The sequence below is a fragment of the Micromonospora sp. NPDC005367 genome, assembly GCF_040606825.1.
In the GTDB taxonomy this organism is placed as follows: domain Bacteria; phylum Actinomycetota; class Actinomycetes; order Mycobacteriales; family Micromonosporaceae; genus Micromonospora.
The window spans coordinates 1-12,898 of record NZ_JBEXFP010000067.1 but is presented as its reverse complement, the minus strand read 5'-3'; the positions used below and the strand labels follow the sequence as shown (position 1 = coordinate 12,898).

Genomic DNA, 12,898 nt, shown 5'->3' with positions numbered 1-12,898 from the left:
ACGATGGTACGCAGCCAGTCGCATGTGGGCGACCACCCGGCCAGGACCGGCCCGCCGGGTCGGCCGGCCGGGCCGCTCACCCTGCTCGGCATCGTGCTGCTGGCGCTCAACCTGCGCGCGGCGATCGCCGGCCTCGCTCCGCTCCTGCCGGACGTACGGCTCGACCTGGGGCTGGGCAGCGGCACGGCCGGGCTGCTCACCACCCTGCCGGTGCTGTGCTTCGGGCTGCTCTCCCCGGCCGCCGCGCTGCTCGGAAGCCGGGTCGGCGTCGAGCGAGCGCTGCTGGTGGCGATGCTCGGCATCGTCGTCGGCAGTCTGGTGCGTACGGCACCGGGGATCTGGTGGATGATCACCGGCACCGTACTGATCGGCGCCGGCATCACGGTCGGGAACGTGTTGGTTCCCAGCGTCGTGAAACAGGACTTCCCGCAGCGGCAGGGCTCGGTCACCGCCCTGACGACTGCCGCGTTGACCGGCGGTGCCGCCCTCGCGGCGGCCGTCACCGCCCCACTGGCCCACGGCGGGTGGGGCTGGCGGGGCGCACTGCTCGTGGTCGGCGCACCCGCGGCGGTCGCGGCGGCCCTCTGGCTACCTCAACTGCGCCGGCGGCACCGCGCGCCCACGCTCGCGCGGAACGTGACGGCACTCCTGCGCTCCCCGGTCACCTGGGCGCTCGCCACGTTCATGGGGATGCAGTCGCTGACCTACTACGCGATGCTCGCCTGGCTACCCACGCTGCTGCGCGACGAGGGCGTCTCCGCCGCCGACGCCGGCTGGGCGCTCGCCCTGTTCAATCTGCTCGGCATCGCCACCGCGGTGCTCACTCCGGCGCTCGCGACCCGATCGCGCGACCAGCGCGGGCTCGGCCTGCTGGTCTGCGCCACCTGGGCGGTCTGCCTGCTCGGGCTGCTCGGCGTGCCGGCGTTGTACCTGCTCTGGGCCGCGGTGGGCGGCCTGGCGCAGGGTGCGGGGATCGGTCTGGCGCTGGCGCTGCTCGTGCTGCGGGCCCGTACGCCGGAATCGGCCCGCGACCTGTCCGGCACGGTGCAGTCCGTCGGTTACCTGCTGGGCGCGACCGGGCCGCTGCTCGTCGGGCTGCTACGGGACGGCTCCGGCGGTTGGGTGCTGCCGCTCGGCGCCCTGTGCGTCGCGGTGGTGGTGATGGCGGTGGCCGCGCTCACCGCCGGACGCGACCGGCAGGTGTGACGCGGCCGCAGACGCGAGCGACGACGACGACGACGAAACGCGATCAACGACGGCACGCGGCCGACGACGGCACCGGAACATCGGACGAGGAGGACACGAAGGATGCGTACCCAGGTCGGCATCGTGGGAGCGGGACCGGCGGGACTCATGCTGTCGCACCTGCTGCACCTGCACGGCATCGAGTCCGTGGTGCTGGAGTGCCGCAGCCGGGAGTACGTCGAGCACCGGGTTCGCGCGGGAGTTCTCGAACAGGGTTCGGTGGATCTGCTCCGCCGCACCGGGATCGCCGAGCGGCTCCAGCGGGAGGCGATGCGGCACGAGGGCATCGAGCTGCGCTTCGACGGGGAGTCACACCGGGTGCCGATGACGGAGCTCACCGGGCGGGCGATCACCGTTTACGGGCAGCAGGAGGTGGTCAAGGACCTCATCGCGGCCCGGCTCGCGGCCGGCGGTTCGATCCTCTTCGAGGCCGAGGCCGTACGCCTGGCGGGTCTCGACTCGGATTCGCCGGTCATCCACTTCCGCCGCGACGGACGGGACGAGCAATTGCAGTGCGACTTCGTGGCCGGCTGCGACGGGTTCCACGGCGTCAGCCGCGGCGCGGTGCCGGACGGGGTGCTACGGACCTACGAGCGGACGTACCCGTTCGCCTGGCTGGGCGTGCTCGCCGCCGCTCCCCCGGCGGTGGACGAACTCGTCTACGCCAACCACGAACGGGGCTTCGCCCTGTACAGCCTCCGATCGCCCGAGATCTCCCGCCTGTACCTTCAGGTCGCCCCGGACGAGGACATCGCCGCGTGGCCGGACGAGCGGATCTGGGCGGAGCTACGTACGCGGCTGGAGACCGTCGCGGGCTGGTCGCTCAACGAGGGGCCCGTCCTGGAGAAGTCGATCACTCCGATGCGCAGCTTCGTGGTCGAGCCGATGCAGTGGGAACGGCTGTTCCTGGCCGGCGACGCCGTCCACATCGTCCCACCGACCGGAGCGAAGGGCATGAACCTTGCCCTCGCCGACGTCGCGCTGCTCGGCGACGCCTTCGCCGCCTGGTACGGGCAACACCGGACCGACCTGCTGGCGGGTTACTCGGCCGCCGCGCTGCGCCGCGTATGGCGGGCCCAGCACTTCTCCTGGTGGATGACCTCGATGCTGCACCGGCTGGAGAAGGACGACCCGTACGAGGCGAAGCTGCGGGCCGCGACGCTGCGGTACGTCGTCACCTCGCCCGCCTACGCCACCAGTCTGGCGGAGAACTACGTCGGGCTGCCCGAGGTGTGAGCGTCGCCCCGTCACCCGCCTCCGCCCTCTGAAGCCGGCGTCCTCCCGCTGGACGTGCGCCGGGATCCCCCGCCCGGCCCGGCCGTCAGCTCACGTGGTTGCGCCACGTGTGCCGGGGCTCGTAGCCGAGCATCCGGCGCGCCTTGTCGATGCTGAGCAGGGTCTCGTGCTCGCCGAGTTCCTTACGGATCTCGACATCCGGGTAGACCTCGCTCATGAGGTCGGCGCTGGACCTGCTCATGACGGTGTCGGCGTTGGCGATGATGAACACCTCGGCGCCGGGCCGGTCGTACGCGAGTGCCCGTTCGACGGCCTGGGCGCCGTCGCGAGCGTCGATGTAGCCCCACAGGTTCCACCGGCGCAGGCGAGGGTCCGCGTCGAAGGACGGGAACCGGGCGTAGTCCTCGACGTCCATCACGTTGGAGAACCGCAGGCCCAGCATGGTCAGCTCGGGGTCCCAACGACAGAAGTGCCCCGCCATCTCCTCCTCGAGCGCCTTGTTCAGCGAGTACGTCGACTCCGGGCGCGGCGCGTACTCCTCGTCCACGGGCGCGTACGGCGGCGGGGTGTCGAACGGCAGGCCGAGCACCGTCTCGCTCGACGCGTAGACCACCCGCTTGATGCCCGCCGCCCTGGCGCCGGCGAAGACGTTGTACGTCGCGGACGAGTTGTTGGCGAAGGTCGTCGCGTTGGGCAGCAGCCCGGGGGCCGGGATCGCGGCCAGGTGCACGACCGCGTCGACAGTGCCGCCGTGTTCGTCGGCGCCACCGAGAAGGGCCTCCAGCACCTGCCCGTAGTCGGTCAGGTCGGCTTGGAGGAACTCGCCGCCGACGTCGCGGGGGTCTCCCCCGGCGGCGCGGTCGACGGCGAGCACGTCGACGCCCACGTCGCGTAGGTGCGCCACCACGGCGCGTCCGAGCTTGCCGGTGGCCCCGGTGACGACCACGCGCCTGGGAAGTGCGGTAACGGGAGCAGGGTGGGTCATGGCGCCATCTTTCTCCTGCGGCCCGGCTCACCCGCTGCCGGGTCCGGCCCACCCGGTCGGGGGGGGGTCGCCGCAGGAGGGTCGCCGGCGGGTACGCACGCTGTCGCCGGGCGTGCGCGGATCAGGACGTGATCGCCTTCGCCCAGGGCGCGAGCAGTCGCTCGAGGCCGGCCATCAGGTAGAACAGGACCGCGCCCATCACGGCGAGCATGGTCAGCGCGGCGAAGGCGAGCGGGGTGTCGGCGGACTGGCCGGAGCTGGCGATCACCGAGCCCAGTCCGGCCTCCGGGTTGATCACCTCGCCGATGATCGCGCCGATGATGGCCAGCGAGGTCGCCACCTTCAGCCCGACGAAGAGTTGCGGCAGCGCCCACGGAAGCCGCACCTTCACGAAGGTCTGCCACCAGTTGGCGGAGAGGGAGCGGGCGAGTTCGCCGAGGTCGCTGGGGGTCGAGGTGAGCCCGGCCATGGTCGAGACCAGGATCGGGAAGAAGCAGAGCAGGACGACCATCACGACTTTGGTCTCGTACCCGAAGCCGATCCAGACGAGCAGCAGGGGCGCGAGCGCCACCTTCGGCACCGCGTTGATCCCGGCGATGAAGGGAAGGGTCATCCGCTCGACCGTCCGGGACGCGGCGAGCAGGACGGCGAGCAGGAGCCCGCCCACCGCGGCGATCCCGAACCCGATGATCGTTTCGAGGAAGGTCACCCAGGCCTGCTCGGCGAGGTAACCGGGGAGCCGGAGGAACGCGTCGACCACGTCCATGGGCGCGGGCAGGAAGAAGGGGTCGATGTCGAAGGCCCAGGTGACCAGCCACCAGAGGGTGACCGCCAGGACGGCGCCCAGCGCGGGCAGGCCGACGCTTCGCCAACGCTGCGACGGTGCGAGGTTGTCGGTCACTCAGGGCTTCACGAAGCTGAAGTCGACCACCTGCGACGCTTCGAGTCCCGGCCCGATCAGGCCGGCGCTCTGAAGTACGGCGATGGTGCTGGCCACCCGTGCCTCGTCCATGAACCCGATGGGCGCGCCGTCGGCAGGGCGGACGTGCGGCGTCATCACCTCGATCTCGCTCCTGCCCGCCGCCATTGTGTAGGTCGGCTTCACCTTGTTGAGGATCGTCGCCGCCTCGTCCGGATGCTCGATGCTGTACGCGAGCCCCTTGAGCACCGCGGTGGTGAACCGCCGCACCAGGTCCGGGTCCTTCTCGATGAGCGCCGGAGTGGTGATGACCGCGTTGCCGAACAGGTCCTTCAGATAGTCGCTGTACGGCAGGATCACGACCTCCTTCTTCGCGGCCGTCTCGAGAGCGCCGCGACTGAGCAGGAAGGTGCCGAGGGCGTCGACCTTCCGGCCCGCCATGAGCCCGTTGAGGGCGGTCGCCTGCACGCCCTCGATCTTCACGGTCGCCGGGTCGAGTCCGGCCAGCTTGGCGTACGCCGGAAAGAGCAGCTCGGTCACCGAGCCGGCGCCGGTCGCCATCGTCTTTCCCTGCAGGTCCTTCGGTGTGGTGATGTTGGTGTCCCTGGTGGTCATCACCGAGATCAGCGTCTGCTGATGCACGGCGGCGACCGCCCGCCAGTCGGTGAACTCACCCTTGCCGGCCTGGATCACCGCGCCGGTGAAGTCGAGTGCCGCGAACTGGACCTGACCGGCCTTCAGCGCGGTCAGGTTCTGCTGGTTGCCGGCGCCCTCCTTGATGTCGACCTCGATGCCGGCCTCGGCGAAATAGCCCTTCTCCTTGGCCACCCAGGCGAACGCGTCCCGGCCCACGGCACCGAACGCGGTGATGTAGGCGACCTTGTCGGTCTCCTTGCCGGCCGCGTCGTCGTCGCCACCGTCGGAGCCGCCGCAACCCGTCACGGCGAGAGCCGTGGCCAACAGCGTCGCCACGACTGCGCGAGTGCGCCTGATCATCCATGCCTCCAGCTTCGAGCGTCGGCGGGCGGCCCCGGCACACCCGCGCCGGCGGCATCCGGAGGGGCCGGCGCGACTCGCGTCCGGGACCCATCGATCGGGAAGCGTAGATGACCCGGATCACAACTGTCACCGCAGAGATCCGCCAGATCGCTGCGGATCGGCTGCTACACAAAGGCTTTGGGCAGGTCATTGCATCGTTGACATTGGATGGCCGGGCCGGAATCCTGTCAGCAACGCGACGCCATCTCGGCCGAGCGGCTTCGGCTCCGCGCGCCCGACCGGCCCGTCCGGTCGCCCGGCGTCGTTCGTCCGGTCCGGGCCGACCCCTGTGGCGCACACCCGAAGGAGCCGCATGTCTGCGCACCCCGCCCCGTCTTCGCGCGCTCGCGCCCTGGTCTCCGGGGCCTACGACACACACGTGCACGTGGCCCCCGATGTGATGCCGCGCCGGATCGATGACGTGGACCTGGCGCACCGGTGCGCGGAGGTCGGGCTTGCCGGCTTCGTCCTCAAGTCCCACTACGTGACGACCGCCGAACGGGCCGCCGTGGTCCGCAAGGTGGTGCCCGACGTCGACGTCCTCGGCGCGATCACCCTCAACGGCGCCATGGGCGGCATCAACCCGGCCGCCGTCGAGGTCGCCGGACGGCTGGGCGCCCGGATCGTCTGGCTGCCCACTGTCGACTCGGGCAACCAGCGTCGCAGCACCGCCACCGACCTGCCGGGCGCCAAGCCGGCGATGTGGGGCGCGTTCCAGGCCGGCCTGCACGCCCAGGGCATCGTCCCGGACGTCGTCGAGGTGGTCGACGACGAAGGCGTGGTGCTCGACCGCGTACGCCAGGTGCTGAGGGTGGTCGCCCGGCACGACATGGCGCTCGCCACCGGGCATCTGAGCGGCGTCGAGATCCTCGCCCTGGTCCGGGCCGCAAACGCCGAGGGGGTACGCCGCATCGTGGTCACCCATCCGGAGTTCACGTCGCAGCGGTTGCCGCTGGCGCAACAGCGGGCGCTGGCCGACGCGGGCGCGCTGCTGGAACGCTGCTTCACCACGCCGCACACGGGCAAGGTCGCCTGGGCGGACCTGTTCGCCAACATCCGGGCCGTCGGCGTGGAGCACTCGGTCCTCTCCAGCGACCTGGGGCAGCCGTTCAACCCGCCCGTCGAGGACGGCTTGGCCCTCTTCGCCGACCGGCTGCTCGAGGCCGGCTTCACCGAGGATGAGGTTCACACCATGGCGGTGGTCAACTCGCGCCGGGTGGCGATGCCGAGGGCGGCGGTGCCCGCATGACCGCGCGACGGATGCTGGTGGTGGGCGCGCACTCGGCCGACTTCGTGTGGCGGGCCGCCGGTGCGGTCGCCAAGCACACCGCGGCCGGGGGTGAGGCCATCGTGCTGGCGCTCTCCTACGGCGAGCGGGGTGAGTCCGGCGAGCTCTGGAAGGAGCCGCACCAGACGGTCGAGAACGTCAAGCGGTTGCGGCACGCCGAGGCGGAACGAGCCGCGGCCGCGGTCGGCGCGACGTTCGAGGCGTTCGATCTGGGCGACTACCCGCTGCGGATCCGGGACGAGGACGTCGACCGGCTGGCCGGGCTGATGCGGGAGTACGCCCCGCACGTGGTGCTCACCCACCCGGACCGCGATCCGTTCAACCCCGATCACCCGGTGGCGCACGCCACGGTGGCGACCGCACGGCAACTCACCGCCGGCGCCGGAGTGTCCAGCGGGTTCAAGACCGCCCCGCCCTCGCAGTTCCTGGTCTTCGAGCCGCACCAGCCGGAGCTGTGCGGGTTCGTTCCCACCGTCTTCGTCGACATAACCGACGTGATGCCGGCCAAGCAGGAGGCGATGGCGGCGATGAGCGCCCAGGGTTACCTCCGCGAGTACTACACGCAGCGGGCAGATCAACGGGGCAACCACGCCCGCCGGGTCACCGGCGACGCATCCGTCCGGCAGGCGGAGGCCTTCCAGCGGCTGATCCCGAATGTGGTGGGTTCGCTGTGAGCGGGACCGGTGACGCGTCGGCCGCCGTGGACCCGGCGGTGATCGCGACGCTGGCCGCGGCCGGGGTGGCGACCGTCTACGAGGCCGGGGGCCGGCGAGGTCTGATCGACGCCGATCTGGTGCGGATCGTGCCGGGCACGCGGGTCGCGGGCCCGGCCCGTACGGTCCTGTGCGGTCAGGACGACAACCGGACCGTGCACGAGGCGATGACCCGACTGCGCCTCGGCGAGGTGCTCGTACTCACGATGCCGCGACCGGCCCCGGTGGCCCTGGTCGGCGAGCTGCTCGCCACCCAGGCCAAGGTGGCGGGCGCGGTCGGCGTGCTGGTGGACGCCGCCGTACGCGACGTGGACGAGCTGCGGGAACTCGGCCTGCCGATATGGGCCCGGTGGACCCGGGTGCGTGGGGCCACCAAGCGCGAACGGGGCGCGCTCGACGTCCCGGTACTGGTGGGCGGCGCGACCGTCGACCCCGGGGACGTCGTGGTGCTCGACGCCGACGGGGCCGTGGTCGTGGCGCGGAGCGGCGCGGCCGACGTGGCCGCCGCGACGCGTGCCCGGATCGAACGGGAGACGAGTCTGCGAGCCCGGCTCGAGGCCGGCGACCACAGCTACGACCTGCACGGTATGCGGGCGGAGGACGAGCGAGCCGGGTGACCGGACGTCACCCGCGTCGGTCGCGGTCCACCGGTCGGTTGCCAGCTTCGACCTGCAGACCCGCGGGCCGCTCTTCCAGCTCGAGGTCAACTGCCTGCACCACTGCCAGTTCGTCCATCACCACCACTCGCTGGAGAGCGTGATGCTCTTCCCCGCGCTGCGGCGGGCGAATCCCGATCTGGGCGGACGGTGGACCGACTCGAGTCCGACCATCGCGAGGTCGCCGATCTGCTCGACCGCATCGAGGAATCTGCTCGAGCACCTCGACTTCGAGGAGACGTCCGTGATTCCCGCCCTGCGCGAGATGCCATCCCTGGGGTGACACCGGCGGAAGCTCACCTTCGGTGCCCGCCGGTTCCGCTCCGGCGGCCCTGACGGCGGCCGGCATCGGGCCGGGGTCGTATCGCCGGTCGTCGGAGCACGATTCAGCCAGCACCGGGTCCCGCCCCGCGCCCCCGGGTCCAGGTGCTGCTCAGCCTGTCTTACGAAAACCTTTTCGGCAAGAGGCCTGTCAGGTAACACCCAGGCGACCTGGAAGGCGTACTGTGGACCGCTAAGCTTGATATCGATTCCGAAACAGCACGTCGAAAGGGTTTCGATGGCAAGGCATCGCACGCAGGCGGTGACGTTGAGCGACGTCGCACGTCTGGCCGGCGTCTCCGTCGCCACCGCCTCGAAGGCGCTCAACGACCGCGGTGAGGTCGCGCCGGCGACGCGGGAGCGGGTGCTCAGAGCGGCGAGCGAGTTGTCCTTCCAGCCCAATGCGCTCGCGCGCGGGCTGATCTCCGGCCGCACCCGCACCATCGGCCTGCTCACCGACGAGCTCGGCGGCCGCTTCTCCATGCCGATCCTGCTGGGCGCGGAGAACGCGCTCGGCAACGAACAGATGTCGGTCCTGCTCTGCGACGCGCGCGGCGACGCCATCCGCCGCCAGCACTACATCCGGACGCTGCTCGCCCGCCGGGTGGACGGGTTCATCGTGCTGGGCGACAGCAACGACATCCGACCGTCGTTGACCCGCGACATCCCGGTCCCCGTCGTCTACGTCTACGGCGAGTCCGCAGACCCGGACGACGTCTCCCTACTGGCCGACGACGAAGGTGGTGCCCGGCTCGCCGCCGAGCACCTCGTGGCGCTGGGCCGGCGCCGGATCGCCCATGTCACCGGACCGCACAGCTACCGGGCGGCCCGCGACCGGGTCACCGGGCTGCGAGCCGTACTCGAGGAACACGGGCTGCCCCTGGCCGGCAGGGAACCGTTGTACGGCGAGTGGTCGCAGCGCTGGGGCCGGCAGGCCGCCCACATACTGCTCAGCGCCGATCCCGACGTCGACGCCGTCTTCTGCGGCAACGACCAGATCGCGACCGGGGTCGCGCAGACACTGCTCGACCTCGGGCGTCGCATCCCCGACGACGTGGCCATCGTCGGCTACGACAACTGGGAGGACTTCGCGACCGACTGCCGGCCGCCGCTGACCACCGTGGACCTCAATCTCGAGCAACTCGGGGCGAGCGCGGTCATGCACCTGTTCTCCGCGCTCGACGGCACACCGTCGCACGGCGTCCTCCGCCAGCCCTGCCGCCTGGTGGTGCGGGAGTCCACCGGCCCGTCCGCCCCGCCCGGGCAACGGCGTCCGCAACCGTTGGACTCACCGCGGAGGCAGCCGTGAGGTGGTCGCCGGCGCGGCACGCGAGTGAGATACAACCGCCGTGACGTTAGAGTGATCCGGGACATCGAGCAGAAGGTAGGACCAGGTGCCGCCGGGAGGCTTACCGAGTCAGGCGGGGACCGGCAGCGTGAACCGGCCCCGTGCCACCGTCATGCGTGACGTCGCGCGGCTCGCTGGAGTGTCACACCAGACCGTCTCCCGGGTGCTGAACAACCATCCGAACGTCCGGCAGGAGACCAGAGACCGCGTCGTCCAGGCCATGGAGGCGCTCAACTACCGGCGCAACCTGGCCGCTCGCACGCTGGTCACCCGACGATCCGGGGCGCTCGGCATCGTCGGCTTCGAGAGCACCCTGTTCGGTCCGGCCTCGATGCTGTATGCGATCGAGGACGCCGCCCGCGCCGCCGGATACTTCGTCAGCGTGGCGACGGTTCGCAGCCTCGACCGGCAGTCCGTGCTCGACGCCGTCGACCGCCTCGCGCAGCAGTCGGTCGAGGGCATCATCGCGATCTCGCCGAAGCCCGCGGTCACCCACGCGCTCGTACAGGTCGCGCCGGTTCTGGCCTGCGTGGGTGTGGGCGGCGGCGCCGGTGACGACAGTGTCCCGACGGTCCGGGTCGACAATCGGGTCGGCGCGGCGCTCGCCACCCGGCACCTGCTGGACCTCGGCCATGCCACCGTGCACCATGTCGCCGGTCCGGCGGACTGGCCGGAGGCGGTGGAGCGGGTCGACGGCTGGCGCGACACCCTGTACGCCGCCGGCGCGGTCGTGCCACCGGTGCGGCCGCAGGCGTGGGATGCGCGATCGGGATACGAGCAGGGCGAAAGGCTCGCCACCGACCCGACCGTGACCGCGATCTTCTGCGCCAACGATCAGATCGCCCTGGGCGTGCTGCGCGCGCTCCAAGAGGCGGGTCGGCGCGTGCCCGAGGACGTCAGCGTCGTCGGCTTCGACGGCATGCCCGACTCGGAGTACTTCCTGCCGCCGCTGACCACCGTTCGTCAGGACTTCGCCGAGCTGGGCCGACGCAGCATCGACATGCTGCTGGGCAAGATCGACTCGACCGGTCAGCCGACGGAACACATGCTGCTCTCTCCCGAGCTGGTCCGGCGGGCCAGCTCCAGTCCGCCCCGGGCGTGACCGGGTCGGTTCTGCTGCCGCTCTCCCTCACACAGACAGCGGAAGCTCGTTGCGGTGCAGCCGGAAGGCGTCGACGGCCCGGGGGTCGACCGCGAGTCGCAGGTCGGGCAACTCCTGCGCGATCCGTTCGAACATGATCCGGCTCTCCAGCCGCGCCAGGTGAGCCCCCAGGCAGAAGTGGATGCCGTACCCGAACGCGATGTGTTTGCGGACGTCGGCGCGGTGGATGTCGAATTCGTGCGGCCGGTCGAAGACCGCGGGGTCACGGTTGGCGCCCCACAGCGACAGTCCCACCCGGTCGTACGCCGGGATCCGCCCACCACCGATCTCGATGTCGCGGAAGGCGAAGCGGGGCGGCACGATCTCGACCGGTCCACGGAACCTGAGGGTCTCCTCGACGACCGCAGCCGCCAACGCCGGTTGCTCCCTCAGCGCCTGCCACTGGGGCGGGTGGGTGAGCAGCAGCCGGATGCCGTTGACGATCAGGTCGACGGTCGTCTCCTGCCCTGCGATCAACAGCAGTTGAACGAGGGCGACGAGTTCGTCACGGTCGAGCCGTTCCGCCTGGTCCTCCATTGCCACCAGCTCGGACATCAGGTCGTCCGCCGGATCCGCACGCCGCCGGGCCGCCAGGTCGTCGAGGTAGGCCGCGAACTCGACGGTGGCCGCCGGCCCGTCGGGACCGGCCGAGACGATCGCGGCCGACCAGGCGCGGAACCGCCACCGGTCCGGCTCGGGTACGCCCACCAGTTCCGCGATGACGTTCACCGGCACCGGGTCGGCGAGGTCCGCCACCGCGTCGATCCGGCCGAGCCGCCGTGCGTTCGCGACGAGCCGGCCGGCCAGAGCGTCGATCCAGGGCTCCAGCCGGGCCACCGCGCGTGCCGTGAATCCGCCGCTGACCAGTCCACGTAGCCGGGTGTGGTCGGGCGGGTCCAGGTTGATCAACTGACGCGCCTCGATCCTGGCCACCTCGTCCTGATGGTTCGGGGCGGGCCGGTGCGGAACGGGGCAGTGCCGGTGGACCTCGTGCCCGATCGCCGGATGGCGCAGGCCCGTCAACACGTCGGCGTGTCCGGCCACCACCCAGAGCCGGTTCCCCGCCGGGTCGACCTGGAGCACCGGACGCCCGGCCTCCCGGACCCGGTCGTAGAACTCGTGCGGGTCATCGCGGACCGCCGGGTCCCACAGCTCCGACACGGCGAACGTGGCGGCCACCCTGCCTCCTCGATTCGAAGGTCCGTCCGCCACGGACATCGCACTGGCGTCGGTGCGGCAGCGGCGGCCGCGGACGGGCAGTGTGGACACTCCGCGACCCCGCCCGGGCAGGCGAGTTTAGCGTTAACATAGATATGTTTCGGGGTCGTGTCAAACATCGAACCTACTGCATCGTAGGGATTGACGGCCGCTTAAGTGAACGCTCACACTCCCAGCAACGACGTCTCGCCGGGGGAGGCGCGCGCACCACTGGCGAGGCCGTTCGCGACGCCGGCTTCCACGGATCTCGCCCCGGCAGCCAGATAGAGGAGCCTCGATGCGATAATTGCGGTCCGGCGGAGAACGTCGTCCGCCCGGACGACGGCGACCACTCACGACCCGGTGGAGCCCGCGGTCGCCGTACCTCCCGCGCGACCGGGCTCGAGATGCAGCAGGAACCCCGGATGACCGGCGGCACCGGGCCGCCCGCATCGAACACGGCGCAGCGGGAGGTCCGCTACCGACCACAGATCTCGTGCCGATCCCGCCGCTCGAACAAATGCCAGGGCGAGGCGGTCGCCGATCCACTGGCCGAACCCGACCACCCCGAGCCGGCCAGGCGCCCCGCCACCGACGCGAGCCGAGACCAACTGAACCCGCGATCCAGACCCACCGCGCAGACCCCCGCCCAGGTGGTCTGCCCACACCCTCACGCGGAAGGACGATCTTCAGTGGCCCAATCCGACAAGCCCTCCGTCAATCGCCGTCAGCTGCTCCAGGCATCGGCGGTCGGCGCCGCCGCAGTGGCCGGTGTCGGCGCGCTCCCGGCCGCGGCCGCCGCGGCACCGCC

General features: G+C 71.3%; 13 protein-coding genes. 9 read left to right on the top strand and 4 right to left on the bottom strand.

Annotated elements, in window-relative coordinates; translation table 11 throughout:
- Positions 1-3: 3 nt before the first annotated feature.
- Together ABZS42_RS29685 and pobA are read left to right on the top strand one after the other, a co-directional pair.
- On the top strand, positions 4-1,206 hold the full coding sequence (locus ABZS42_RS29685) for an MFS transporter (RefSeq protein WP_355150877.1): 1,203 nt from the start codon (positions 4-6) through the stop codon (positions 1,204-1,206).
- 102 nt (positions 1,207-1,308) lie between these two features.
- The gene (gene pobA, locus ABZS42_RS29680; protein WP_355150875.1) at positions 1,309-2,481 is read left to right on the top strand and encodes a 4-hydroxybenzoate 3-monooxygenase; all 1,173 of its coding nucleotides are present in this window, start codon (positions 1,309-1,311) and stop codon (positions 2,479-2,481) included.
- Between the two features lie 85 nt (positions 2,482-2,566).
- Here the strand turns inward: pobA and ABZS42_RS29675 are convergent, their stop codons facing one another.
- The 3 genes from ABZS42_RS29675 to ABZS42_RS29665 form a co-directional block, all read right to left on the bottom strand.
- The gene (locus ABZS42_RS29675; protein ID WP_355150873.1) at positions 2,567-3,466 is read right to left on the bottom strand and encodes an NAD(P)-dependent oxidoreductase; all 900 of its coding nucleotides are present in this window, start codon (positions 3,464-3,466) and stop codon (positions 2,567-2,569) included.
- A gap of 121 nt (positions 3,467-3,587) precedes the next feature.
- Positions 3,588-4,367 carry an ABC transporter permease gene (locus tag ABZS42_RS29670; protein ID WP_355150871.1) on the bottom strand — a complete coding sequence of 260 codons (780 nt, stop codon included), beginning with the start codon at positions 4,365-4,367 and terminating at the stop codon, positions 3,588-3,590.
- On the bottom strand, positions 4,368-5,381 hold the full coding sequence (locus tag ABZS42_RS29665) for an ABC transporter substrate-binding protein (RefSeq protein WP_355150869.1): 1,014 nt from the start codon (positions 5,379-5,381) through the stop codon (positions 4,368-4,370).
- A 355-nt stretch (positions 5,382-5,736) separates the two neighbouring features.
- Here ABZS42_RS29665 and ABZS42_RS29660 point away from each other — a divergent pair, with 355 nt between their 5' ends.
- The 6 genes from ABZS42_RS29660 to ABZS42_RS29635 all read left to right on the top strand — a co-directional run bounded on the left by ABZS42_RS29660 (position 5,737) and on the right by ABZS42_RS29635 (position 10,851).
- Entirely contained in the window at positions 5,737-6,672 is a 936-nt protein-coding gene (locus ABZS42_RS29660) for a DUF6282 family protein (protein WP_355150867.1), read from the top strand.
- Entirely contained in the window at positions 6,669-7,385 is a 717-nt protein-coding gene (locus ABZS42_RS29655) for a PIG-L deacetylase family protein (RefSeq protein WP_355150865.1), read from the top strand. Before ABZS42_RS29660 ends, ABZS42_RS29655 begins: the two co-directional genes overlap by 4 nt.
- Complete coding sequence (locus tag ABZS42_RS29650) at positions 7,382-8,041, top strand: 4-carboxy-4-hydroxy-2-oxoadipate aldolase/oxaloacetate decarboxylase (RefSeq protein ID WP_355150863.1); 660 nt, start codon at positions 7,382-7,384, stop codon at positions 8,039-8,041. Before ABZS42_RS29655 ends, ABZS42_RS29650 begins: the two co-directional genes overlap by 4 nt.
- A gap of 142 nt (positions 8,042-8,183) precedes the next feature.
- Complete coding sequence (locus tag ABZS42_RS29645) at positions 8,184-8,363, top strand: hypothetical protein (RefSeq protein WP_355150861.1); 180 nt, start codon at positions 8,184-8,186, stop codon at positions 8,361-8,363.
- A gap of 276 nt (positions 8,364-8,639) precedes the next feature.
- Positions 8,640-9,710 (top strand): LacI family DNA-binding transcriptional regulator, encoded by a 1,071-nt coding sequence (locus ABZS42_RS29640; RefSeq protein ID WP_355150859.1) that lies wholly within the window; start codon positions 8,640-8,642, stop codon positions 9,708-9,710.
- A gap of 151 nt (positions 9,711-9,861) precedes the next feature.
- A complete protein-coding gene (locus ABZS42_RS29635; protein ID WP_355150923.1) occupies positions 9,862-10,851 on the top strand; it encodes a LacI family DNA-binding transcriptional regulator in 990 nt (329 codons plus the stop codon).
- Positions 10,852-10,878: 27 nt separating this feature from the next.
- On the opposite strand, the gene ABZS42_RS29630 is transcribed toward ABZS42_RS29635, so the two are convergent.
- On the bottom strand, positions 10,879-12,069 hold the full coding sequence (locus ABZS42_RS29630; protein ID WP_355150857.1) for a cytochrome P450: 1,191 nt from the start codon (positions 12,067-12,069) through the stop codon (positions 10,879-10,881).
- A gap of 443 nt (positions 12,070-12,512) precedes the next feature.
- On the opposite strand from ABZS42_RS29630, the gene ABZS42_RS29625 reads away from it, so the two are divergent.
- The coding region (locus tag ABZS42_RS29625; RefSeq protein WP_355150855.1) for a hypothetical protein at positions 12,513-12,898 on the top strand (386 nt) is incomplete at its 3' end.

What these genes read in the sequence shown, in the direction of transcription:
- ABZS42_RS29685 (WP_355150877.1), top strand. Translation starts at nt 4, where the DNA reads ATGGTACGCAGCCAGTCGCATGTGGGCGACCACCCGGCCAGGACCGGC.
- pobA (WP_355150875.1), top strand. Translation starts at nt 1,309, where the DNA reads ATGCGTACCCAGGTCGGCATCGTGGGAGCGGGACCGGCGGGACTCATG.
- ABZS42_RS29675 (WP_355150873.1), bottom strand. Translation starts at nt 3,466, where the DNA reads ATGACCCACCCTGCTCCCGTTACCGCACTTCCCAGGCGCGTGGTCGTC.
- ABZS42_RS29665 (WP_355150869.1), bottom strand. Translation starts at nt 5,381, where the DNA reads ATGATCAGGCGCACTCGCGCAGTCGTGGCGACGCTGTTGGCCACGGCT.
- ABZS42_RS29660 (WP_355150867.1), top strand. Translation starts at nt 5,737, where the DNA reads ATGTCTGCGCACCCCGCCCCGTCTTCGCGCGCTCGCGCCCTGGTCTCC.
- ABZS42_RS29655 (WP_355150865.1), top strand. Translation starts at nt 6,669, where the DNA reads ATGACCGCGCGACGGATGCTGGTGGTGGGCGCGCACTCGGCCGACTTC.
- ABZS42_RS29645 (WP_355150861.1), top strand. Translation starts at nt 8,184, where the DNA reads ATGCTCTTCCCCGCGCTGCGGCGGGCGAATCCCGATCTGGGCGGACGG.
- ABZS42_RS29640 (WP_355150859.1), top strand. Translation starts at nt 8,640, where the DNA reads ATGGCAAGGCATCGCACGCAGGCGGTGACGTTGAGCGACGTCGCACGT.
- ABZS42_RS29635 (WP_355150923.1), top strand. Translation starts at nt 9,862, where the DNA reads ATGCGTGACGTCGCGCGGCTCGCTGGAGTGTCACACCAGACCGTCTCC.